We start from the raw sequence: 22,744 nt of genomic DNA, 5'->3' as shown, positions 1-22,744 counted from the left end.
TATTTATTACTGAAGCAAAAAGCGGATTACCCCACCTGCACCGACAGCATACTCAACGACCCCATTTCGAGCCCATCAACAGGAATACTCACTGGCTCTTTACCGTCCCAGCTTCCCAGCACATAGAGCAGCGGGAAATAGTGATCGGGCGTCGGGTTAGATAATGCGGCACCTTCATGCTGCATGAAATTAACCAGCGGATGGTTGTCGCCCTGATAAGTCAGGTTGTCACGCACAAATTGATTGAATGAAATGGCCCACGGATACGGATCCGCGTCACCATCCCGTTGCACCATCCGCAGGTTATGCACAACGTTGCCACTGGCTACGATCATGAACCCTTCATCACGCAGTGCCGACAGCTTGCGCCCTAATTCGTAGTGATACGCGGCGGGCTGCGTGCCATCCACGCTCAGTTGCACAACGGGAATATCCGCATCGGGATACATCTTGATCAGTACGCCCCAGGAACCATGATCCAAACCCCATTGGCTTTTATCGGCGGTCACGGGATAGGGCGCCAGCACCTGCTGGATTCTCGCCGCCAATTCAGGCGAACCGGGCGCAGGATACTGGGTATCAAAAAGCGCCTGCGGGAAACCGCCAAAATCATGGATGGTGCGCGGGTTTTCCATCGCTGTTACAGCTGTACCCCGGGTATACCAGTGGGCAGAAACCGCAATAATCGCCTTCGGACGCGGCAGCGTCTCACCCAGCGTTTGCCACGCCTGCGTATACACATTATTTTCCAACACGTTCATCGGGCTACCGTGGCCGAGGAACAGTGCAGGCATCCGGGAAGGGTTGTTCATAATCATATCCTCTGAAAGATGTCAGCGAGCGTGCAGCCGCACGCGATGGCCTTACTTTACGCGCTTTATGACACAGAAAAAGTCAGAGTTATGTGATGAAGAACATCAATTAATTTGAAAGGTATTACACGGCAAGAAAAGCCGCCAACGAGGAATATATCACTCGCAAAAAACCAGATTAAGCAGAGCGACCTTTAGTATCAGAGTAAACCTGACTACCTTCGCGCTTTCCAACTCCCATGACCATCACCGTAATGGTTTCATCCTGGACCAAATACACCAGCCTGTAACCCGCAGACTTCAGTTTAATTTTATACTGATCTTTACGACCATGAAGCTGGGCTGAAGGAACACGAGGATTTTCTAAACGCTCAGCTAGCTTTTTCTTGAATTGTTCCCTGACAGGATGCCCTAATTTTTTCCATTCCTTCATTGCAGAAGGCACAAATTTTAACTTATAGGTCATCGAGCGAAATCTCTTCCGCGTCAGCTAACTCTGACATACGATCATCAACAGTACGCCCCAGTTCTGCATCTTCAGCCAATTCCATTAAATAAGCGAACATGGCAGGAGGCACACAATAAAACGCAGGCTCATTCCGGTTCAGTATAGCGATAGTTTCACCTTCAGCAGACCGCACTGTCCCCATCGGGTCACGTTTCAACTCAGTAATACTGGCGGCTGTGTTAGTTAGGATGTTGAAAGCCATAATTTCGATCACTCAATCAGATTAGTTAAAGACGACTAAACCCTCTAATAATAGCACTTTTAAAAGCGCTATCTGTAGTGTCTTATCGTCATTATTTCCTGCTCGCACGCTTTCCTCCTTCTTCACGTAAAAAACCGAGTTGGGGCGATCGGGTACGCCGAAGCGAGGTTTTATGATGAAGGGCGTTGACCGTTAAGCCGCTTTCTTTCATAAAAAGCGTCGTGGACAGTCATTCACCTTGCCTGCCCCATAAAGCAAAACCCCGCCGAAGCGGGGTTTTATGATGAAGGGAGTTGACCGTTAAGCCGCTTTCTTTCATAAAAAGCGTCGTGGACAGTCATTCATCTCGCCTGCCCCATAAAGCAAAACCCCGCCGAAGCGGGGTTTCATGATGAAGGGAGTTGACCGTTAAGCCGCTTTCTTTCATAAAAAGCGTCGTGGACAGTCATTCATCTCGCCTGCCCCATAAAGCAAAACCCCGCCGAAGCGGGGTTTCATGATGAAGGGAGTTGACCGTTAAGCCGGGTTCTGTCGTGGACAGTCATTCATCTAGGCCAGCAATCGCTCACTGGCTCAAGCAGCCTACCCGGGTTCAGTACGGGCCGTACCATGTGAACCCCTATTTGGCCTTGCTCCGGGTGGAGTTTACCGTGCCACGAACTGTTGCCAGTCGCGCGGTGCGCTCTTACCGCACCCTTTCACCCTTACCTGATCCCACTTGCGTGGGCCATCGGCGGTTTGCTCTCTGTTGCACTAGTCGTAGGCTTGCGCCTCCCAGGCGTTACCTGGCACCCTGCCCTATGGAGCCCGGACTTTCCTCCCCTCCACCTGTCTCCCCCGAAAGGGACGGCAGTGAAGCGGCGACTGTCTGGTCAACTCCGGCGCGGATAATAGGGCAAATTGCCCTACTTGTCATCCTCCGATTCACCGCTATCGCCTTCTTGCTCCAGCCCATAGCGATAAAGCGCGTTTTTCTTCACGCCGTGAATTTCAGCCGCCAACGCAGCCGCCTTCTTCAGCGGCAGCTCGGCACGCAATAGCGCCAGCGTGCGCAGCGCTTCTGCCGACAGCGCGCTGTCATCAACCTGATGACCTTCCACAATCAGCACCATTTCCCCTTTGCGCCGATTCTCATCTTCTTTCACCCAGTCCAGCAATTCGCCCACGGGCGCACCGTGAATCGACTCCCAGGTTTTGGTGATTTCACGCGCGAGCACCACATAGCGCTCGGCCCCCAACACTTCGCTGATGTCCTGTAGGCTATCCAAAAGGCGATGAGTGGATTCGTAGAAAATCAGCGTACGAGGTTCTTCCCCCAGATCGCGTAGCGTATCTTTACGCGCCTTGGTCTTGGCAGGCAGAAAACCTTCATAGCAAAAGCGATCGGATGCCAGACCGGAGGCGGAGAGCGCCGTTATCGCCGCGCACGCGCCAGGTAGCGGCACTACGCGAACGCCTGCCTCACGGCAGCGTCGAACCAAATGGTAACCAGGGTCGTTAATCAGCGGCGTACCCGCATCTGAAACCAGCGCGATGCTTTGCCCTGACTGCAATTTAGCCAGTAACACATCCGCTTTTTGTTGTTCATTGTGATCGTGTAATGCGAACAGTCGCGCATTAATCGCAAAATGTTGTAACAGCAGACCGGTATGGCGGGTATCCTCTGCGGCGATCAGATCAACGCTCGCCAATACCGCCAGCGCACGCTGCGTGATGTCGCCCAGATTGCCGATTGGCGTGGGGACAATGTAGAGGGTAGATGCAGAAATGTCTGCTTGTTGGTCTTGATTCATTGTTTCATCCGGGTTGCCGATTTAATATTGAGCATCTTTAAAAAAAATCACTGGATACAGTATGCTTCCCTTTCATTTCGTCCGTACCCAGGCAGGGCGTGTTATCCCTGTTTTGTTAGCGGCACTGTTTCTCGCAGGCTGTCCAAGTCACGCCCCGCAGAGCCCACCACCCGAGGTTCAGGGCAAAGCCGACGCATCATCCGATTATTATCTGCAACAGATGCAGCAAAGTAGCGATAATAACAAGGCTGACTGGCAATTACTTGCTATTCGTTCCCTGTTGCAGGAAGGGAAAGCCCCTCAGGCAAGCCAGCAGTTCAACGCGCTGCCAGAAAAATTGAGCGCGGCGCAAAAACAAGAACAGCAGCTCCTCAGTGCGGAACTGTCCATCGCCCAAAACACTATGGATGCGGCCAAGGCAGCACTGAGCCAGCTTGATGTGGGTGCGCTTTCCGATCAGCAGAAACAGCGTTACTACCAGGCGCAGATCAAAACCGCACAAGGGCGTCCTTCAATTGAGCTGCTGCGCGCCTACATCGCTCAGGAACCGCTGTTAAAAGGCGACGAGCATCAGGTCAATCTCGATCAGACCTGGCTGACGTTGACGCAAATGTCACCGCAGGAGTCCAGCTCGCTGCTGATTAATGCAAATGAAAATGTGCTGCAAGGCTGGGTCGATCTACTCAATAACTATCAGGACAACCGGACTTCCCCCGATCAGTTAAAGAGTGCGATTCAGGACTGGCAGACCCGTTACCCGCATCACCCTGCGGCGAAAACATTGCCTACGCAGTTGAATCAGGTACTTAACTACCAGCAGTCATCAGTGAACAGCATCGCGCTGCTGTTGCCACTTAACGGTCAGGCGCAGGTTTTCGCTAATGCCATTCAGCAAGGCTTTAACGCGGCCAAGAACGGTCAGATAGCCACCGCCCCCGTATCCGCGCCGACTGCACCTTCAGCGGACGCTGCGCAGGACGGACAGGTAACCCCATCATCCGATGGTCAGAATGCCCAATCGCCCGCGCCATACAGCAATCAGGCGGCAGCCTCTCCGGCATCCGCACCGGAATCACAGGCGACAAGCGCGGGGCTGTCCAGCTCGCTTCCGGTCAAAGTGTATGACACCTCTTCACAGCCGCTGGCGAATATCCTCACACAGGCACAGCAAGATGGTGCATCGCTGGTCATCGGTCCACTGCTGAAAAATGAAGTGGATCAGTTGGCAAACAGCCAATCACCGCTGAATATTTTGGCATTGAACCAGCCGGAACACGTCGAAAATAGCCCTAACATCTGCTATTTCGCGCTCTCTCCGGAAGATGAAGCCAGAGACGCCGCAAAATTCATCCATCAGCAGGGTAAACAGCAGCCGCTGGTCTTGGCTCCTCGCGGTGCACTGGGTGACCGTATCGTCAACGCATTTGCTCAGACCTGGAACCAGCAAAGCGGCACCAGCCCTCTGCAACAGCGTTTTGGCAACACTGCGGAGTTAAAACAGGCCATCAATAGCGGCGCAGGCTTAAGCCTGAGCGGCCAACCCGTTAACGTGTCGCAGCAGCAGGCACCGTCGGGCACCACCATCGGTGGCTTAACCATTCCGTCACAGGTTCAACCGACGGTCAGTTCATCCGTTAGTGGCAATATCGATGCGGTCTACATCATCGCAACGCCAGACGAGTTGGCGCTGATTAAGCCGATGATCGACATGCGTACCACCTCACGCGCACGTCCAGCGCTTTATGCCAGCTCACGTAGCTTCCAGGCCGGATTAGGCCCTGACTTCCGTCTCGAAATGGAAGGGTTGCAGTTCAGCGATATCCCGCTGTTAGCAGGCGCGAACCCGGCACTGATGCAGCAGGTCAGCAGCCAGTTTAAAAACGATTACTCGCTAGTCCGCCTGTATGCCATGGGGATGGATGCCTGGACGCTCGCCAGCCACTTTGGTGAAATGCGTCAGATTCCGGGTCACCAGATTCCCGGCGCGACAGGGATGTTAAGCTCAGGGCCGGATTGCACGATCAATCGGCAGTTAACCTGGCAGCAATATCGCCAGGGTCAGTTGGTACCGGTTCTCTGAATCAGCGGGCCGCTGGCGCAGTTTATGAACAACAGGCCCGTCGTTATCTTGAACGCGCGGGTCTGACCTTCGCCGCCGCAAATGTTACGCTACGCGGCGGTGAGCTGGACTTAATCATGCGTGACCGTCATATCTGGGTGTTTGTTGAAGTGCGCTATCGGCGCAACGCCCAGTTTGGCGATGCGGCAGCCAGCATCACCCGACGCAAACAGCAGCGGTTGCTGCATGCCGCCGCCGTGTGGTTGGCACAGCGAGGTGCCAGTTTTGACACGGTAGACTGCCGTTTTGACGTGCTGGCCATTACGGGCGACCAGTTCGACTGGTTACCGAACGCCTTTGCCGCTCAGGGATAATTCATCCTTATGAATTTTAATTTACGTAGGTTAACTCAACGTGCTGGATAGAATAAAAGTTTGTTTTACCGAGAGTATTCAAACGCAGATTGCAGCGGCAGAAGCCTTGCCTGACGCCATTTCCCGCGGCGCGATTGCGATGGTGCAGTCTCTGCTGAACGGCAACAAGATTCTGTGCTGTGGCAACGGAACATCGGCAGCCAATGCGCAGCATTTTGCCGCCAGCATGATTAACCGCTTCGAGGCGGAACGCCCTAGCTTACCGGCCATCGCACTTAATGCGGATAATGTGGTCTTAACTGCGATAGCAAATGACCGCTTGCATGAAGAAGTCTATGCCAAACAAGTCAGAGCATTAGGCCAGGCAGGCGACGTATTACTGGCGATATCAACCCGTGGCAATAGTCGCGATATTGTTAAAGCCGTAGAGTCTGCCGTTACCCGCGACATGACGATTGTCGCCCTGACTGGCTACGATGGCGGCGAACTGGCTGGGCTGCTCGGGCCACAGGATGTGGAGATTCGCATCCCGTCACACCGCAGCGCCCGTATTCAGGAAATGCACATGCTGACAGTAAATTGCCTGTGCGATTTGATTGATAACACACTTTTTCCACACCAGAACGATTGAAGGAGCACTACATGAGGATAAGTTCTGCATTTGCCGTGCTGTCTATCGCCCTGCTGCTACAAGGCTGTGTCGGGGTTGTTGCGGTTGGCAGTGCCGTGGCGACCAAAACAGCCACAGACCCGCGCACTGTTGGCACGCAGGTTGACGATGGCACACTGGAAGTCCGCGTGACGAATGCAATCAGCAAAGACGAGCAGCTGAAAAAAGAAGCCCGTATCATTGCGACGGCTTATCAGGGGAAAGTCTTGTTAACAGGGCAAGCTCCGAACACAGAAATGGCAAACCGGGCTAAGCAAATTGCCCTCGGCGTGGAAGGTGCAACCGAAGTCTACAATGAGATACGCCAGGGCAGTCCGGTTTCAATGGGAACCGCTTCCATGGATACCTGGATTACCACCAAGGTTCGCTCACAGATTCTGGCAAGCGACACGGTTAAATCCTCTAACGTAAAAGTCACAACGGAAAACAGCGAAGTCTTCCTGTTAGGCTTGGTAACACAGCGTGAAGGCACCTCCGCCGCAGAAATCGCCAGTAAGGTTGGCGGCGTGAAACACGTGACAACGGCCTTCACCTACCTGCAATAACGCTTATCTCTTTAATATTTTTGTCTTTTTAAAAACAAAAACCGCTGATGAAAACATCAGCGGTTTTTTTATCTCGATTCGACAGACGTGTACCGTCACCCGGTGGAATCAGGTACAACCAAATTACGGTGTAGCAGGATTCAGCAGCCAGAGCGCACGGCGGGTTTCTACGCTGACATGGCTTGGTTCTTTATCTCGCTCGCTAGCTGCACCAGTGAGTAGCTCCGCAAAGCCCGCCTGCCTGATTTGCGTCTGGTAACGCGGCGCTTTCAAACCGTGCTCCGCCTGCAATAACAGAGGAATGAGACGGCTGCTTTGCCTGTCCAGCGTCTTACGCGGCCACGCCTTGTTTTCATCCAGATACGGTGCCATGAAATCCAGCGCCTTTATCACACTACTGCCCTTCGGCGTGTGGTATTGCCAGATATTCTCCCCGACACGCGAAGCCAACATCGCCATATCCGTTATCGCCTGAAGGTTGAAGTAGCTGTAATGGAAAGAGCGAGTGCGCGCCAGCTCCTCAGGCTGAGAACCATCCGGTTGCAACTGGTGATCCAGTTTTTCACGCTGCAATTGCACCATAGACTTCACCACGTCGATTTTTCCCAAATACCAGGCAATTCCCGCTACCTGCACGGTATACCAGCTACCGTGGTTGTTCTGAGCTGTTGCCTCTTTTTTCCCCAGCTTACTGGTTTGCAGCCAGTGCAAATAATCGCTCATCCATTTCTGCATCTGTTGCTCATCCTGCGTCGTCCAGCCCGGAGCATGACGCAGCATAATCAGGGAATCGACAATACGGGTGGAAAAATAGCGTCCGTCCAAGACGCCCGCGCCTCTGCCCGGCGCAATGCCCGGCACGCCTTGCGCGAAATCGAGATTAGGGTTCATGCGCGTAGCGGGGTCGATAAACCAGGTACGGATCATCGAGATGGCCTTATCGGCATAAGCCTGTTTACCAGAGAAATACCACGCCAGCGTCAATGCCTGCGTTTGGGCGGTAAATTTTGCCAGTCTAACGCCGTCCGTCTCCTCATCCTTGCTAGCAGGGTTTACCTGCCCATCACGACGAATCCAGGGCAAACCATCAGCTTTGTCGGGATCGGGCCACCAGTAGGCGCTGAGGCTCAAATAATCATGCTTTGAACCGCTAGGAGGCGTGGATTTTTTTTCCGTCACGCTAGGGTTCTCAATTTTCAGTGCACGATCGGCTTCTGAAATGAGCTGCTCGTACGCCATGCGCGTCTGCGGCTTTTCCGTTTTCTGCTGTAGCTGCTGTTTTACCGAGGATAGCTGGGGCTGCTGCAAGAAGGCGTAGGGATTATCGAGGGGTGACGCTTTAGGCTCCGCATCCGCACGGGCAACGGAAGCCACACAACACAATGCAACCAGTAAACCTGACCAATAACGTAACCGCATACTTTCTCCTGATGTCGAAAACACGACCGTTAACGCAAAAATTTCTCGGTATACTAACGAACAACACTTATTAATTCAGATTGTTATCTCACAACAAATGATATCTCACAGCAGATCGTTATCTCGCAAAAATGCGTCGCCGCCCATCTGTCTCATCTGACGTAAAATCCACTGCTGGCGTTGAATAACATAGCCGGAGGGGGCATTCGCACGAAAGCGAATAGGGTTCGGTAACACCGCCGCCAGTAAGGCGGATTCGCTTGCTGTCAGCTTGCTAGCTGGCTTGTTGAAATAACGTCTGGCAGCGGCCTCTACGCCAAAGATACCGGGACCAAATTCGGCGATATTCAGATACACGGTAAGGATCCGCCGTTTTGTCCAGACCAGTTCCACCCCGGTGGTAATCCCCGCCTCAAGCCCCTTACGTACCCAGCTACGTCCATCCCACAGGAACAGATTCTTCACCATCTGCTGTGAGAGCGTAGAAGCACCGCGAATCCGCTGTGTATTGCGCTCGTTGTGCTTCAATGCCTGACCAATCGCATCCAGATCGAAGCCCCAATGCTGAGGGAATTTTTGGTCTTCCGCCGCTATCACCGCCAACGCCATTTCCGGTGCGATATCCGCCATCGAAACCCAGTCAGAATGGGCAACATAGGAGAATTCGCCTTTTAGCCATGCGCTGATTTGCCTGTCGACCATCACCGCAGAAAACGGCACAGGCAGGAAGGAAAACAGCAGGATGCCAGCCAGCCACGCACCGATGACGATCAGCATACTGCGAACAATCAGACGCTTCAGCCACGTTAGCACGCCTCCACGCCCTCTGCTCCACCTCATTCGGTGAGATCCAAAACGCGGGCTACGAGCTTATCAATGCCTTTTGCCGCTTCGCTGATGGAGTTAGCCAGCATGTAAGCCGGTGTCGTCACGATTTTATGTTCCGCATCAACCACGATGTCATCGACCGGACAAACAACATGGATACCGCCCATCTCTTCGACTGCCTCAGCGGTGTCAATATCGTTACCAATGGTTACGCGTACAGGTTCACCCAAAATCTTCGGCAACAGCGCAGGTGAGATGCAAATAAAACCAATTGGTTTATTTTGCTTATAAATTTCCTGTGTGAGCAATTGCAGTGTTTCATCAATCTGACAGGCCGTTCCCTGCATCGCAAAGTCACTTAAATTTTTCGCGGCGCCAAAACCACCCGGCACAATCAGCGCATCTAAATCTTGCGCATTCGCCGTAGAAAGCGGCTGGATTTTTCCTCTGGCGATCCGTGCCGATTCTGCTAAAACGTTGCGATTCTCACCAGTTACGTCACCCGTCAGGTGATTAACCACCTGTAATTGCGGCTTATCTGGTGCAAAGCAAACCGCTTGTGCACCCGCGCGATCCAACGCAAGTAACGTCAATACGGCTTCATGAATCTCGGAACCGTCATAAACACCACAGCCACTAAGGACAATGCCGACTCGTTTCATCATCTTTTCCTTCATTTCATTACATCAACTAATTGATTTTTTAATTGACAAACACTAATCTACATCACACATTTTAATGATTCTTGTAACAAAGATTTCTACATTTGCTATTTTGTTGCTTGATGAAGATGTACAGTAGTGAGGTTTTAATCACTGTTGTAAGATGTACTTAGAGACTAAGCTCTGCTTAGAAACATCGTTAAGTTAGAAACATAGTTAAGACACGAATATCCGCACTTGCGAGTTTACAAAACCTGAAATCTAAATGCAGGTGCATGTTTTCCTTGGTGTTGGCGCATAATTCGCGCACCCCGGCTTCGGCCGGGGTCATTTTTTTCTACCGTATGAAAACGTGCAAAACCCCGTATTCCCTACCTCTCTCCACCCGAACACCCTGCTCAATCTGCCGCCTTTTTGCATGATATCGCATGAGACGAAAAAAATTTTCTCGCTGTTTTACTCACCACGTCCCTGTGGCCACAACAAACCGTATCAGGATTCTTTTTCCGCTTTTGCCACCCAATCTCGCAGTACCTGAACATCATGACGCCAGTCGTGCTTAAGTTCATCGACCCATTCCTGCACGTTATCCCACCATGCCGGTAACGATGAGGTCTGAATCTGCTGGGCGACCTGCTGCAAATGCCGTAACCCGACAGAACCCGCCGCCCCTTTGATTTTGTGCCCTTCTTCCGTAATACCTTTCTGGTCACGCGCCGTCATGTTGGAATCCAGAATCGCCAGATAGCCCGGCATCATCTGTTCAAACATCTCCAGGCTCTGATGAATCAATTTCGGGCCCACTAAATCCAGATACTGTTCCAGCATCGGGATATCCAACAGATCTTCTTCTGCTTTTGCCATTTCATCACCTTCCTCCGCCGCCGGTTCTTCCGTCCACACCGTGTGAGTGTCCCAGAATTGTTTGATGACGGCCGTCAGCGCGGGCACCGATAGCGGCTTGCTGAGCACGTCATCCATCCCCGCATCCAGATATTCGCGTTTATCTTTCAGCACGTTCGCCGTCAACGCCACCAGCGGTGGCAGGCTGCGGTTGCCATAGCGCGAACGCAGCTGACGCGCGACGTCCAGCCCGGTCATATCCGGCAGTTGAATATCGAGCAGCACCAGATCGAACTCATCGGGATCGAACATATCCAGCGCTTCCTGTCCAGTCATGGCGACATCGACGCTATTACCCAATTTTTCCAACACGGAACGCGCGACCACCACGTTCAGTTCGATATCTTCCACCAACAGAACGTGCAGCGCCGGTAGCGGCAAATCATCGTCGTCGTCCAGACCGCTTCCCACTTCATCGACGCTCGGCGCAATGACCGTCAGGGTAAAGCAGGAACCTTTGCCCTGCGTGCTGGAAACCTGGATATCGCCCCCCATGTTCTGCGCCAGACGCTTCGACACGGCAAGACCGATTCCCGTCCCTGTCGCTGGCTTGCCGCCATGCTGGTCTTTGACCTGATAATACATGGCGAAGATTTTTTCCAGTTCATCCGCCGGAATGCCCATCCCGGAATCTTCCACTTCAAAGCGCAGACGATCGCCTTTTTCATGCCAGACGCGCACCACAATTTCACCTTTCGGTGTAAATTTCACCGCGTTACTCAGCAGGTTCCACAGAATCTGTCGCAGGCGTGTTCCATCGGTAATCACTTTCTGTGGCAGAGGCTGGTGCTGATCCATAATCAGCTTCAGGCCTTTCGGTTCCGCCAGCAGGCCGCCGAGGTTCTCCAAATCCACCAGGAAGCCGGTGAAATCGATCGGCTGGTTATCCAGTTGCACCTTGCGGCGCTCCTGTTTGTCCATCTCAATCACGTCGTTAAAGATATTGCCGAGCGTAATCGCGCTGACGTGGATGGTTTTCAGGTATTTTTGCTGTTCAGGGTCAAGTTGTGTATCTAGCAGGATGCGACTTAACCCGACAATGCCATTAAGCGGCGTACGAAGCTCGTGGCTGATTGTTGAGATGAAGGTAGTCTTCTCCCTACTGGCGTTCTCTAACGCGTCCTGGTAACGCTTACGCTCCGTTATATCGCGTCCAAATCCCATCAGCCCGTGACGTTTGCCCATCCGGTCATAAAATGGCACCTTACGCAGCTCAAAACAGGCTTTACGGCCATCGGGATAAACCAGCCACTGTTCATAGGTCAGAGAAACGTTATGACGGAACACTTTTTCGTCCGTCTCCATCACTTTCTCGGCAATATCGGGGGTGTAAACATCCTGCGGCGTCAGGCCAATGAGCTGCTTCTGACTTTTGCCCACCAGCAGTTCCATCGCGCGGTTACAGCCGGAGAACTCTTTATCTTCGTTACGGTAGTAAACCAAATCCGGTGAGGCATCGAGGAACGAACGCAGCAACGCCGACTGTTGCTCCAGTTCAATCTGCGCTTGTTCGCGGCGGGACATCTCGTCTTTCAGTCGGCTCATCACTAGCGCGCGAGCATCTTCTGCTTTGATACGGTCGGCGATTTCCTGATTGAGCTGTGCGATGTTCTCCTGAAGCTGCGCATTCAGCTCCAGATCCCGATGGCGCATTTCTTCCAGCTTCGCTACCAGCTTCGACAGCCGCTGGCGCGACTCTTCGAGCTGTTCCACTACCACAGAGAGAAAATAAACGGCCCAGGGCGTAATCAGCAGCCCGAAGAAAATAGAGCGGACAACGTCGATGTTCTCGACCTCTCCACTGAGCAACAGGGTGACCGCCATTTGCACCACCATCGCCAGCAGCACCAAGACTGAGGCCAGCAGCAGTGAAAAACGGACAAGCCCCAGTTTTACCATCAAATCAACATAGTACTGAGCCAACAGACGAATTTGCTTCATAGCGATTTCCCTTAGTCACCCACCCGCGCATCATAACGTAAAATGGGAGCTTATACGGTGCCGCCGCACAGATTCACGGCACGAAATACCCGCATCTTCTGACACGTCAGGGCCCATCGTAACGGTAAGGTGTGCCCAGCGCGGAACCTTGTACGCCATGCGTTTGCAGATAGCGATCCAGCTCTACCATGCCCGTCCAGCGGTTTTCACACCAGAGCGGAGCCAGTAAGGTCGGACGGCGCGCGCTGGCGGAAATGCGATGATAAATCACCTCCGGTGGCGTATGGCGAATCATCTCTCCCGCCGTCTCCACGTAGCGATCCAGCGCCAGCTCGGGGAGCCTTCCCGCTCGCCAGGCTTTCGCCATCGTGCTGCCTTCCACGATATGGAGCGGGTGCAGCTTAATGCCCTCCACGCCGGTCTCAACCACCTGCTCCAGCGTCGATAAGCAGCGCTGTGCGTCTTCTCCCGGTAAACCGACAATCAGATGGCTACACACCTTCAGACCACGCGCACGCGCGCGTCGGGTGGTTTCCTGATAGCAGGCGAAGTCATGTCCGCGATTAATCCGGTGCAGCGTTTTATCACTCGCGCTTTGCAGCCCTAGCTCCAGCCAAACCTCATAGCCCTGTTCGTGGTAGCGAGACAATAAATCCAGCACTGCATCAGGCACACAGTCGGGGCGCGTGCCCACACAAAGTCCCACCATTTCAGCCTGTTTCAGCGCTTCCTGATACATGCTTTCCAGCACCTGAACTTCAGCATAAGTGCTGGTGTACGCCTGAAAATACGCCAGATAACGTTTGGCGCGATTCACCTTTCCCGCCTGCGTTTCCAACTGCTGCGCAATACTGCGTTGTTGCATCTGTTCATCCGCAAACGAGGCCACATTGCAGAACGTACAGCCACCTCGCCCCAGCGTGCCATCGCGGTTTGGGCAATTAAACCCGCCGTGCAGCGTCAGTTTGTGGATCTTCTCGCCATAGCGACGCTGAAGATTTCCGCCAAACATATTGATTAATTTTTGCAATTGCATATTCTAACCTGCTCCCTTGAGGAACAGCAGACTACCTTTCTCTTGCCCCCTTCGCGATGACCGCGATCAATCACACACACCCAACGAAATGCATTTTTATTCGCTTTTAGTGAAAATAAACTCACGTCAGTGCTAATTAATTTTTCTTATCCCCTGTATGCGCTTGATGAAAAGATGAAGCAATACTTAAAAATAGTTTCATGAAATCTAAAAGTAGTCATATTCAGCATAATATGCTGAAACGCAGAAATAATGCAGCATGGATAAGGGTTCTCGCGCTTTTGTATAGTGATACAGCTCACACTTCAATTAAACGCCATAGTCATTTACCGAGATAGTTTTTCTAAAAAAATCATTATCTTTCATAGGTATAATTAAAAATTATCGTTTATCAGCACATTTTGCACTGGTATTTGACCTGAACAGGCTTTCTCGCTAATTTGGAAATCCGCTGGAAGCTTTCCTGACGGGTCCATGATTCGTCATATTTATGCAGTAAATGAAGACTCCCTCTAAAAACAAGTCATTTACCACTTGTGAGACCGTCACGAGAGGCCGAAGAAGAGAGCGTAATACTAGCCGCTCGACGCCACGGTGCTTTCTCGCAGTAGGTTGTGAGAGTCACACAGAGCCTGGGGAGGTTCACTAATATGTTGTACGATGCATCCCAAGAGAGAGATAACTGTGGTTTCGGATTAATCGCCCATATAGAAGGTGAGCCGAGCCACAAAGTAGTGCGTACCGCGATTCACGCGCTCGCACGTATGCAGCACCGTGGCGCAATCCTTGCTGACGGCAAGACTGGCGACGGCTGCGGTTTATTACTTCAGAAGCCCGATCGCTTCTTTCGTCTGGTGGCGGAAGAGCACGGCTGGCGTTTAGCCAAAAACTACGCCGTTGGCATGATGTTTCTCAATCAGGACGAAGATCTGGCTCGCGCCACCCGTCGGATTGTAGAAGAAGAGTTGCAGAACGAAACGCTGTCTGTATTAGGCTGGCGTGAAGTGCCGACCAACCCGGACGTACTGGGGGAAATCGCCCTGTCGTCCATGCCGCGTATTGAGCAAATTTTCGTTAACGCCCCGGCAGGCTGGCGTCAACGTGATATGGAACGCCGTCTGTTCATGGCGCGTCGCCGTATCGAAAAGCGTATCGAAGACAAAGAGTTCTACGTTTGTAGCTTCTCCAATTTGGTCACGATCTATAAAGGTCTGTGTATGCCGGCGGATCTGCCGCGCTTCTACCTCGATCTGGCCGATCTGCGTCTGGAATCCTCGATCTGTCTGTTCCACCAGCGTTTCTCAACCAACACGGTACCCCGCTGGCCGCTGGCGCAGCCGTTCCGCTATCTGGCACATAACGGTGAGATCAACACCATCGCTGGTAACCGCCAGTGGGCACGCGCGCGCGCTTACAAATTCAAAACCCCGCTGATCCCAGATTTGCAGGATGCCGCGCCGTTCGTCAACGAAACCGGTTCTGACTCTAGCTCGCTGGATAACATGCTGGAACTGTTCCTGAGCGGCGGGATGGATATCATCCGCGCGATGCGCCTGCTGGTTCCGCCAGCCTGGCAGAACAACCCGGATATGGATCCTGAACTGCGCGCCTTCTTCGACTTTAACTCCATGCACATGGAGCCGTGGGATGGCCCTGCCGGTATCGTCATGTCCGACGGGCGCTATGCCGCCTGTAACCTGGATCGTAACGGCCTGCGCCCTGCGCGCTACGTCATCACCAAAGACAAGCTGATCACCTGCGCGTCTGAAGTCGGTATCTGGGATTATCAGCCGGATGAAGTGGTTGAAAAAGGCCGCGTCGGTCCGGGTGAACTGATGGTCATCGACACCCGCAGTGGCCGTATCCTGCACTCTGCTGAAACCGATGACGATCTGAAAAGCCGCCACCCTTACAAAGAGTGGATGGAGAAAAACGTTAAGCGCCTCGTGCCGTTTGAAGAGTTGCCAGACGATCAGGTCGGCAGCCGTGAATTCGACGATGAACTGCTGGAGACCTTCCAGAAGCAGTACGGTTACAGCAGCGAAGAGTTGGATCAAATCATTCGCGTGCTGGGCGAAAATGGTCAGGAAGCCACGGGGTCGATGGGCGACGATACGCCGTTCGCCGTGCTATCCAGCCGTCCACGCATCATTTATGACTACTTCCGTCAGCAGTTCGCGCAGGTAACCAACCCGCCGATCGACCCGCTGCGTGAAGCCCATGTGATGTCGCTGGCGACCAGCATTGGTCGTGAAATGAACGTGTTCTGTGAAGCGGAAGGTCAGGCTCACCGCCTGAGCTTTAAATCGCCGATCCTGCTTTACTCCGACTTCACCCAGTTGACGTCGCAGGATGAGCTGCACTATCGCGCCGACACGCTGGATCTGACGTTTGATCCGTCACAGCAAACGCTGCAACAGACGATCGAGAAACTGTGTGACGAAGCAGAAAGCAAAGTCAGAGACGGTGCCGTTCTGCTGGTGCTGTCCGACCGCGGCATTAGCGAATCACGCTTGCCAGTCCCTGCGCCAATGGCCGTCGGTGCCGTTCAGCGCCGTCTGGTCGAAAAGAGCCTGCGTTGTGATGCCAACATCATTGTCGAAACTGCCAGCGCACGCGATCCGCACCACTTTGCCGTGTTGTTAGGCTTTGGTGCGACGGCTATCTACCCTTACCTCGCCTACGAAACGCTGGCGCGGATGGTGGATAACCACACGATCGACAAACCTTATCGTGCCGTGATGTTGAACTACCGTAACGGCATCAACAAAGGCCTGTATAAGATTATGTCCAAAATGGGCATATCGACGATTGCGTCTTACCGCTGCTCCAAGCTGTTTGAAGCCGTGGGCCTGCATAAAGATGTATCGACACAATGCTTCCTGGGTGTCGTCAGCCGCATTGGCGGGGCAAATTACAGCGACTTCGAACAGGATCTGCTGAACCTGTCCAAGCGCGCCTGGCTGAAACGCAAAACGCTGGAACAGGGCGGCCTGCTGAAATTTGTTCACGGCGGCGAATATCATGCTTACAACCCGGATGTCGTCACCACGCTGCAAACGGCGGTGAAAACCGGGGAATACAGCGATTACGAACAATACGCCAAACTGGTTAACGAGCGTCCGGCGGCTACATTACGTGACCTGCTGGCGTTGAAACCGCAGGAAGGCGCAGCCATCGCGCTCGACGACGTTGAACCTGCATCTGAAATGTTCAAACGCTTCGATACCGCGGCCATGTCCATCGGTGCACTCAGCCCCGAAGCCCATGAATCGCTGGCTGAAGCGATGAACGGACTGGGCGGCTTCTCCAACTCCGGTGAAGGCGGCGAAGACCCCGCGCGTTACGGTACCAATAAAGTTTCCCGTATCAAGCAGGTTGCTTCTGGTCGCTTTGGTGTGACGCCAGCCTATCTGGTTAACGCCGATGTGATTCAGATTAAAGTGGCGCAGGGCGCGAAGCCGGGCGAAGGCGGTCAGTTACCGGGTGATAAAGTCACACCGTACATTGCCCGTCTGCGCTATTCCGTGCCGGGCGTGACGCTGATTTCACCACCGCCGCACCACGACATTTACTCTATCGAAGATCTGGCTCAGCTGATTTTCGATCTGAAGCAGGTCAACCCGAAAGCGATGATTTCGGTAAAACTGGTGTCCGAACCGGGTGTCGGAACTATCGCTACAGGTGTTGCCAAGGCGTATGCCGACCTGATTACCATCGCTGGTTACGACGGCGGTACCGGTGCCAGCCCACTGTCTTCCGTGAAATACGCGGGCTGCCCGTGGGAACTGGGTCTGGTAGAAACACAGCAAGCTTTAGTATCCAACGGTTTGCGCCACAAAATCCGCCTTCAGGTGGACGGTGGCCTGAAAACCGGTTTGGATATCGTCAAAGCAGCGATTCTGGGTGCGGAAAGCTTCGGCTTCGGTACCGGGCCAATGGTCGCGCTGGGCTGTAAATACCTGCGTATCTGTCACCTGAACAACTGTGCGACCGGCGTTGCAACGCAGGATGAGAAACTGCGTCGCGATCACTACCACGGCCTGCCTGAGCGTGTAACCAACTACTTCCAGTTCATCGCACATGAAACTCGCGTGCTGATGGCAGAGCTGGGCGTCAGCCGTCTGGTCGATCTGATTGGTCGTACCGATTTGCTGGTTGAACTGGACGGTTTCAGCGCGAAACAGAACAAGCTGGATCTGTCGCCGCTGCTGCACGCTGCACAACCTCAGTCGGGCAAAGCGCTGTACTGCACGGAAAGCAACCTGTCGTTCGATAAGGGCTTGCTGAACAAAGAGCTGCTGGCACAGGCACAGCCGCACATCGATTCGAAACAGGGCAAAGCGCTCTACTTCGATATCCGCAACACCGATCGCTCTGTCGGCGCGACGTTGTCCGGTGCGATTGCCGAGAAACATGGCGATCAAGGGCTGGCTGGCGATCCGATCAAAGCCTACTTCTCTGGTACCGCAGGGCAGAGCTTTGGCGTCTGGAACGCCGGCGGCGTGGAACTGAAATTAACCGGCGATGCCAACGACTACGTGGGCAAAGGCATGGCGGGTGGCAGCATCTCCGTGCGTCCCCCGGTGGGTTCCGCCTTCCGCAGCCACGAAGCCAGCATCATCGGTAACACCTGTCTCTACGGTGCGACTGGCGGTAAGCTGTTTGCCGCAGGCCGTGCGGGTGAACGTTTCGCCGTACGTAACTCCGGCTGTATCACCGTAGTAGAAGGCATCGGCGATAATGGCTGTGAATACATGACGGGCGGTATCGTCTGCGTGCTGGGTCGTACTGGCGTGAACTTTGGCGCAGGCATGACCGGTGGATTCGCCTACGTGCTGGATGAAGACGGTGAATTCCGCAAACGCGTTAACCCGGAACTGGTGGAAGTGCTGGATGTGGAAGAGCTGGCTATTCATGAAGAGCATCTGCGTGGTCTGATCACCGAGCACGTACAGAATACCGGTTCACACCGCGGAGAAGAGATCCTCGCTAACTGGCCGACCTGGGCACCGAAGTTTGCTCTGGTGAAACCGAAGTCAAGTGATGTGAAGGCATTGTTGGGTCACCGTAGTCGTTCCGCAGCCGAGCTGCGGGTTCAGGCGCAGTAAGAGGTCATCATGAGTCAGAATGTTTACCAGTTTATCGACTTACAGCGCGTTGATCCGCCCAAGAAACCGCTAAAGATTCGTAAAATTGAATTTGTTGAGATCTACGAGCCGTTCTCAGAAAGCCAGTCCAAAGCTCAGGCAGATCGCTGCCTGTCCTGCGGTAACCCTTACTGTGAGTGGAAATGTCCGGTACACAACTACATCCCGAACTGGCTGAAGCTGGCGAACGAAGGCCGCATTATCGAAGCGGCTGAGTTATCGCACCAAACCAACAGCCTGCCGGAAGTCTGCGGTCGCGTGTGCCCGCAGGATCGTCTGTGTGAAGGTTCCTGTACGCTGAATGATGAGTTCGGCGCGGTCACCATCGGCAACATCGAGCGCTATATCAATGATAAAGCGATCGAAATGGGCTGGAAGCCAAGCGTTGCCAACGTCAAACCGACCGGCAAGCGCGTCGCCATCATTGGTGCTGGCCCGGCAGGGCTGGCCTGTGCCGACGTGCTGGCACGCAATGGCGTACAGGCCGTCGTTTTCGATCGTCATCCAGAGATCGGTGGCCTGCTGACCTTCGGTATCCCCTCTTTCAAGCTGGAAAAAGAGGTAATGGTGAAACGTCGTGAGATTTTCACCGAGATGGGCATCGAATTCCGCCTGAACACCGAAGTCGGCAAAGATGTGCAGATGAAAGCGCTGCTGGACGAATACGATGCCGTCTTCCTCGGCGTCGGCACCTATCAGTCTATGCGTGGCGGATTGGACAATGAAGACGCTCAGGGTGTCTACGATGCGCTGCCGTTCCTGATCGCCAACACCAAGCAGTTGATGGGCTTTGAAGCCGCAGCAGACGAACCTTACGTCAGCATGCAAGGGAAACGAGTAGTGGTGCTGGGCGGTGGTGACACCGCAATGGACTGCGTGCGCACCTCAATTCGTCAGGGTTCAACGCACGTGACCTGTGCCTATCGTCGCGATGAAGAGAACATGCCGGGTTCCAAACGCGAAGTGAAAAACGCGCGTGAAGAAGGCGTCGAGTTCAAATTCAACCTGCAACCGTTAAGCGTCGAGATCAACGGCGCTGGCAAAGTGTGCGGTGTGAAAATGGCGCGTACTGCACTGGGTGCACCAGATGCCAACGGGCGTCGCCGTCCTGAAATCGTAGAGGGTTCCGAACACGTTCTGGAAGCCGATGCGGTCATCATGGCGTTCGGCTTCCGTCCGCACAAAATGGCGTGGCTGGCAGAGCATGACGTCAAACTGGACGATCAAGGTCGCATTGTCGCACCAGAAAGCTGTGATAACGCCTTCCAGACCAGTAACCCGAAAATTTTTGCGGGCGGCGATGCGGTACGTGGTTCCGATCTGGTGGTCACCGCCATCGCAGAAGGCCGTAAAGCGGCTGATGGCATCATGAACTATCTGGAAGTGTAAGAACGACTCACTTCTCTTAAGGGCAGCACTGGCTGCCCTTTTCTTTTTCCGCCCTTACCTGAAATTTCGGTTAGCAGCCGATGACAATCAGCTCATCTCCCTGCGGAACATCACACCATAAAGTCCAATAAAACCTTTATCTTTCCACTTCTCCCTAAAGAACTTTTCGTAATAAATCCTGCAATATCACGTTAAAGGCCTACACTTACCTCCGGCATTTACTTGTCTTTATTGAGATTGGATTTCATTAAGGAGGAACTATGACAGTCGAAGTGGCCCTTGTAACAGGAGCCGGTCAAGGTATTGGCCGCGCTATTGCTCTCAGACTGGCGGCCGACGGTTTTGCCGTCGCCATCGTGGATTACAATCAGGAAACCGCGCGCAGCGTGGCGCAAGAAATCGAAAAAGCTGGCGGACAGGCTATCGCATTACAGGCAGACGTCGCGGATCGTGAGGCCGTTTTCGCAGCCGTTGCCGCAGCTAAAAAGCGCTTTGGTGACTTTAACGTCATCGTCAATAACGCTGGCGTTGCCCCTTCAACGCTGATTGAAGACATCACGCCGGAAGTCATCGATCGCGTTTATAACATCAACGTCAAAGGCGTTATCTGGGGGATTCAGGCTGCGCTCGACGCCTTTAAATCTCTGGGTCACGGCGGAAAAATCATCAACGCCTGTTCGCAGGCCGGACATGTGGGCAACCCTGAACTCGCCGTCTACAGCTCAAGTAAATTTGCGGTTCGTGGTCTGACGCAAACTGCCGCACGCGATTTAGCGCCGTTAGGCATCACGGTCAACGGTTACTGCCCGGGTATCGTAAAAACACCAATGTGGGATGAAATCGATCGGAAGATCTCTGAATCCGCAGGGAAACCGCGTGGCTATGCGACAGAAGAATTCGCCAAACGTATTACGCTGGGTCGCCTTTCTGAACCAGAAGATGTCGCTGCCTGCGTATCCTATCTGGCCAGCCACGATTCTGACTATATGACGGGGCAATCGCTATTGATTGATGGCGGAATGGTATTCAGTTAAGGGCAATTTCAGTTAACACTATTTTCAGCTAGCAACACGAAAAATAAGAAAGGGCACCGCAGTGGTGCCCTTGAAAGTGCATTATTTAACCACCCTCAGCGACGGTCTGCCACCTTTAGGCGGCTGTGGCGGTTCATCATCAGAACCGGAACCATCGTTAGGGGTTTCAGAATCAGGCGGACTCTCGACAATCGACATTACCGTCCCTGAAGAGGGGGCGCCTTCCTGGAAGTCTTCAAATTCACCTGCGGATTCTTCGTAAGCAGGCTCGGGCTCAAACATCGTTCCAGCCCCGTTCTCACGTGCATAAATCGCCATTACGGCCGCCATCGGCACGTAGACCTGACGCGGTACACCACCAAAACGGGCATTGAAACGAACGCTGTCATCAGCTAACTCAAGGCCGCCAACAGCGCGCGGTGCGATATTCAGCACGATCTGGCCGTCACGGGCGAACTCCATCGGCACCATAACACCCGGCAGAGTGACATCTACCACCAGGTGAGGTGTTAATTGGTTATCCAGCAACCAATCATAAAAAGCCCGCAATAAATACGGACGACGTGGAGACAGTTGAGACAACGCCATACAGTTTAACCTCGGGTTTGCAAACGCATTTCACGTTCCACTTCCGTCAGGGAAGCCAGGAACGCATCACGCTCAAAGACGCGTGTCATGTAGCCTTTCAACTCTTTCGCGCCCGAACCACTCAGCTCAATGCCTAACTGCGGCAAACGCCACAGCAGCGGGGCCAGATAGCAATCTACCAGGCTGAACTCTTCACTCATGAAATAAGGCGCTTCGTTGAACACCGGAGCGATGGCCAGCAGTTCTTCACGCAGTTGCTTACGCGCCGCGTCCGCTTCTTGCGCGCTGCCATGAGTAATTTTTTTCAGTAAAGAATACCAGTCGCTCTCAATGCGATGCATCATCAGGCGGCTATTACCGCGTGCAACCGGATAGACAGGCATTAGCGGAGGATGAGGAAAACGTTCATCCAGATACTCCATGATGATGCGTGATTCATAGAGCGTCAGTTCGCGATCGACCAGCGTTGGCACGGAACCGTAAGGATTGAGGTCAATAAGATCCTGAGGCAGATTATCCATGTCTACCTGCTCAATCTCGACACTCACACCTTTTTCCGCCAATACGATGCGTACCTGATGGCTAAAAATGTCGGATGGACCAGAAAACAGCGTCATTACCGAACGTTTGTTGGCAGCGACAGCCATGAAAACCTCCAAGTTTATCGAGAAAATATGGCGAATAACCGTGCAGTCAATAACCTGCAAACCGCTATTCGAAATGCTGCTCGCCAATGTGTGTAAACGTCACCGGACAAAATCCAGCGTTTTAAACCGCTACGTGATAGCTGGCACACAGGCATAAAATCGGCGAATAGCTTATCAGATTTTG

Annotated in this window: 18 protein-coding genes and 1 other RNA gene; 7 read left to right on the top strand and 12 right to left on the bottom strand. The window is 53.3% G+C overall.

The annotated features are described in order from the left end of the window. Window positions 1–26: 26 nt before the first annotated feature. From ygiD to rsmI, 5 genes are all read right to left on the bottom strand, one after another. Window positions 27–812 carry a 4,5-DOPA-extradiol-dioxygenase gene (ygiD, locus tag LCF41_RS01595; RefSeq protein ID WP_225086602.1) on the bottom strand — a complete coding sequence of 262 codons (786 nt, stop codon included), beginning with the start codon at window positions 810–812 and terminating at the stop codon, window positions 27–29. 178 nt (window positions 813–990) lie between these two features. After that, entirely contained in the window at window positions 991–1,278 is a 288-nt protein-coding gene (locus LCF41_RS01590; RefSeq protein WP_225086601.1) for a type II toxin-antitoxin system RelE family toxin, read from the bottom strand. Next, window positions 1,268–1,522: a type II toxin-antitoxin system Phd/YefM family antitoxin gene (locus LCF41_RS01585; protein WP_180743904.1), complete on the bottom strand. Its 255-nt coding sequence runs from the start codon at window positions 1,520–1,522 to the stop codon at window positions 1,268–1,270. The genes LCF41_RS01590 and LCF41_RS01585 overlap by 11 nt, the downstream gene beginning before the upstream one ends. Window positions 1,523–2,023: 501 nt before the next feature. Next, an RNA gene (rnpB, locus tag LCF41_RS01580) (RNase P RNA component class A) lies at window positions 2,024–2,402 on the bottom strand. 25 nt (window positions 2,403–2,427) lie between these two features. After that, on the bottom strand, window positions 2,428–3,315 hold the full coding sequence (rsmI, locus tag LCF41_RS01575) for a 16S rRNA (cytidine(1402)-2'-O)-methyltransferase (RefSeq protein WP_225086600.1): 888 nt from the start codon (window positions 3,313–3,315) through the stop codon (window positions 2,428–2,430). A gap of 61 nt (window positions 3,316–3,376) precedes the next feature. Here rsmI and LCF41_RS01570 point away from each other — a divergent pair, with 61 nt between their 5' ends. The 4 genes from LCF41_RS01570 to dolP are packed head-to-tail and all read left to right on the top strand — an operon-like array spanning window position 3,377 to window position 6,963. After that, window positions 3,377–5,395 carry a penicillin-binding protein activator gene (locus LCF41_RS01570; RefSeq protein ID WP_225086599.1) on the top strand — a complete coding sequence of 673 codons (2,019 nt, stop codon included), beginning with the start codon at window positions 3,377–3,379 and terminating at the stop codon, window positions 5,393–5,395. Further along, window positions 5,392–5,748 (top strand): YraN family protein, encoded by a 357-nt coding sequence (locus LCF41_RS01565; RefSeq protein ID WP_225088074.1) that lies wholly within the window; start codon window positions 5,392–5,394, stop codon window positions 5,746–5,748. The genes LCF41_RS01570 and LCF41_RS01565 overlap by 4 nt, the downstream gene beginning before the upstream one ends. Window positions 5,749–5,788: 40 nt before the next feature. Next, window positions 5,789–6,379 carry a DnaA initiator-associating protein DiaA gene (gene diaA, locus LCF41_RS01560; RefSeq protein WP_012773024.1) on the top strand — a complete coding sequence of 197 codons (591 nt, stop codon included), beginning with the start codon at window positions 5,789–5,791 and terminating at the stop codon, window positions 6,377–6,379. An 11-nt stretch (window positions 6,380–6,390) separates the two neighbouring features. Continuing rightward, on the top strand, window positions 6,391–6,963 hold the full coding sequence (gene dolP, locus LCF41_RS01555) for a division/outer membrane stress-associated lipid-binding lipoprotein (RefSeq protein WP_225086598.1): 573 nt from the start codon (window positions 6,391–6,393) through the stop codon (window positions 6,961–6,963). A gap of 123 nt (window positions 6,964–7,086) precedes the next feature. Here the strand turns inward: dolP and LCF41_RS01550 are convergent, their stop codons facing one another. The 5 genes from LCF41_RS01550 to mnmL all read right to left on the bottom strand — a co-directional run bounded on the left by LCF41_RS01550 (window position 7,087) and on the right by mnmL (window position 13,752). Next, window positions 7,087–8,382 carry an alginate lyase family protein gene (locus tag LCF41_RS01550; RefSeq protein ID WP_225086597.1) on the bottom strand — a complete coding sequence of 432 codons (1,296 nt, stop codon included), beginning with the start codon at window positions 8,380–8,382 and terminating at the stop codon, window positions 7,087–7,089. A 105-nt stretch (window positions 8,383–8,487) separates the two neighbouring features. Continuing rightward, window positions 8,488–9,222: a monofunctional biosynthetic peptidoglycan transglycosylase gene (mtgA, locus tag LCF41_RS01545; protein WP_225086596.1), complete on the bottom strand. Its 735-nt coding sequence runs from the start codon at window positions 9,220–9,222 to the stop codon at window positions 8,488–8,490. Next, window positions 9,219–9,872, bottom strand: a complete 654-nt coding sequence (gene elbB, locus LCF41_RS01540) for an isoprenoid biosynthesis glyoxalase ElbB (RefSeq protein WP_180743627.1) — start codon at window positions 9,870–9,872, stop codon at window positions 9,219–9,221. The genes mtgA and elbB overlap by 4 nt, the downstream gene beginning before the upstream one ends. Window positions 9,873–10,364: 492 nt before the next feature. Next, entirely contained in the window at window positions 10,365–12,716 is a 2,352-nt protein-coding gene (arcB, locus tag LCF41_RS01535; RefSeq protein ID WP_225086595.1) for an aerobic respiration two-component sensor histidine kinase ArcB, read from the bottom strand. Window positions 12,717–12,822: 106 nt separating this feature from the next. Continuing rightward, window positions 12,823–13,752, bottom strand: coding sequence for a tRNA modification radical SAM protein MnmL/YtqA (mnmL, locus tag LCF41_RS01530; protein WP_225086594.1), 930 nt, complete (start codon window positions 13,750–13,752; stop codon window positions 12,823–12,825). Window positions 13,753–14,402: 650 nt separating this feature from the next. Here mnmL and gltB point away from each other — a divergent pair. From gltB to LCF41_RS01515, 3 genes are all read left to right on the top strand, one after another. Next, complete coding sequence (gltB, locus tag LCF41_RS01525) at window positions 14,403–18,863, top strand: glutamate synthase large subunit (protein ID WP_225086593.1); 4,461 nt, start codon at window positions 14,403–14,405, stop codon at window positions 18,861–18,863. 9 nt (window positions 18,864–18,872) lie between these two features. Beyond that, the gene (locus LCF41_RS01520) at window positions 18,873–20,291 is read left to right on the top strand and encodes a glutamate synthase small subunit (RefSeq protein ID WP_225086592.1); all 1,419 of its coding nucleotides are present in this window, start codon (window positions 18,873–18,875) and stop codon (window positions 20,289–20,291) included. A gap of 260 nt (window positions 20,292–20,551) precedes the next feature. Beyond that, window positions 20,552–21,325, top strand: a complete 774-nt coding sequence (locus LCF41_RS01515; RefSeq protein ID WP_225086591.1) for a (S)-acetoin forming diacetyl reductase — start codon at window positions 20,552–20,554, stop codon at window positions 21,323–21,325. An 81-nt stretch (window positions 21,326–21,406) separates the two neighbouring features. Here LCF41_RS01515 and sspB read toward each other — a convergent pair whose 3' ends face one another. Together sspB and sspA are read right to left on the bottom strand one after the other, a co-directional pair. Continuing rightward, window positions 21,407–21,913: a ClpXP protease specificity-enhancing factor gene (gene sspB / locus LCF41_RS01510; protein WP_225086590.1), complete on the bottom strand. Its 507-nt coding sequence runs from the start codon at window positions 21,911–21,913 to the stop codon at window positions 21,407–21,409. A 5-nt stretch (window positions 21,914–21,918) separates the two neighbouring features. Continuing rightward, entirely contained in the window at window positions 21,919–22,560 is a 642-nt protein-coding gene (sspA, locus tag LCF41_RS01505; RefSeq protein WP_005975503.1) for a stringent starvation protein SspA, read from the bottom strand. Between the last annotated feature and the right edge of the window lie 184 nt (window positions 22,561–22,744).

This window comes from Pectobacterium colocasium (assembly GCF_020181655.1).
Classification (GTDB): Bacteria; Pseudomonadota; Gammaproteobacteria; order Enterobacterales; family Enterobacteriaceae; genus Pectobacterium; species Pectobacterium colocasium.
This window is presented reverse-complemented; position numbering and strand designations above follow the sequence as displayed.

Excerpts from the sequence above, each read along its gene's own strand:
- ygiD (WP_225086602.1), bottom strand. The coding sequence starts at position 812 with ATGAACAACCCTTCCCGGATGCCTGCACTGTTCCTCGGCCACGGTAGC.
- LCF41_RS01590 (WP_225086601.1), bottom strand. The coding sequence starts at position 1,278 with ATGACCTATAAGTTAAAATTTGTGCCTTCTGCAATGAAGGAATGGAAA.
- LCF41_RS01585 (WP_180743904.1), bottom strand. The coding sequence starts at position 1,522 with ATGGCTTTCAACATCCTAACTAACACAGCCGCCAGTATTACTGAGTTG.
- rsmI (WP_225086600.1), bottom strand. The coding sequence starts at position 3,315 with ATGAATCAAGACCAACAAGCAGACATTTCTGCATCTACCCTCTACATT.
- LCF41_RS01570 (WP_225086599.1), top strand. The coding sequence starts at position 3,377 with ATGCTTCCCTTTCATTTCGTCCGTACCCAGGCAGGGCGTGTTATCCCT.
- dolP (WP_225086598.1), top strand. The coding sequence starts at position 6,391 with ATGAGGATAAGTTCTGCATTTGCCGTGCTGTCTATCGCCCTGCTGCTA.
- LCF41_RS01550 (WP_225086597.1), bottom strand. The coding sequence starts at position 8,382 with ATGCGGTTACGTTATTGGTCAGGTTTACTGGTTGCATTGTGTTGTGTG.
- mtgA (WP_225086596.1), bottom strand. The coding sequence starts at position 9,222 with ATGAGGTGGAGCAGAGGGCGTGGAGGCGTGCTAACGTGGCTGAAGCGT.
- elbB (WP_180743627.1), bottom strand. The coding sequence starts at position 9,872 with ATGAAACGAGTCGGCATTGTCCTTAGTGGCTGTGGTGTTTATGACGGT.
- arcB (WP_225086595.1), bottom strand. The coding sequence starts at position 12,716 with ATGAAGCAAATTCGTCTGTTGGCTCAGTACTATGTTGATTTGATGGTA.
- mnmL (WP_225086594.1), bottom strand. The coding sequence starts at position 13,752 with ATGCAATTGCAAAAATTAATCAATATGTTTGGCGGAAATCTTCAGCGT.
- gltB (WP_225086593.1), top strand. The coding sequence starts at position 14,403 with ATGTTGTACGATGCATCCCAAGAGAGAGATAACTGTGGTTTCGGATTA.
- LCF41_RS01520 (WP_225086592.1), top strand. The coding sequence starts at position 18,873 with ATGAGTCAGAATGTTTACCAGTTTATCGACTTACAGCGCGTTGATCCG.
- LCF41_RS01515 (WP_225086591.1), top strand. The coding sequence starts at position 20,552 with ATGACAGTCGAAGTGGCCCTTGTAACAGGAGCCGGTCAAGGTATTGGC.
- sspB (WP_225086590.1), bottom strand. The coding sequence starts at position 21,913 with ATGGCGTTGTCTCAACTGTCTCCACGTCGTCCGTATTTATTGCGGGCT.
- sspA (WP_005975503.1), bottom strand. The coding sequence starts at position 22,560 with ATGGCTGTCGCTGCCAACAAACGTTCGGTAATGACGCTGTTTTCTGGT.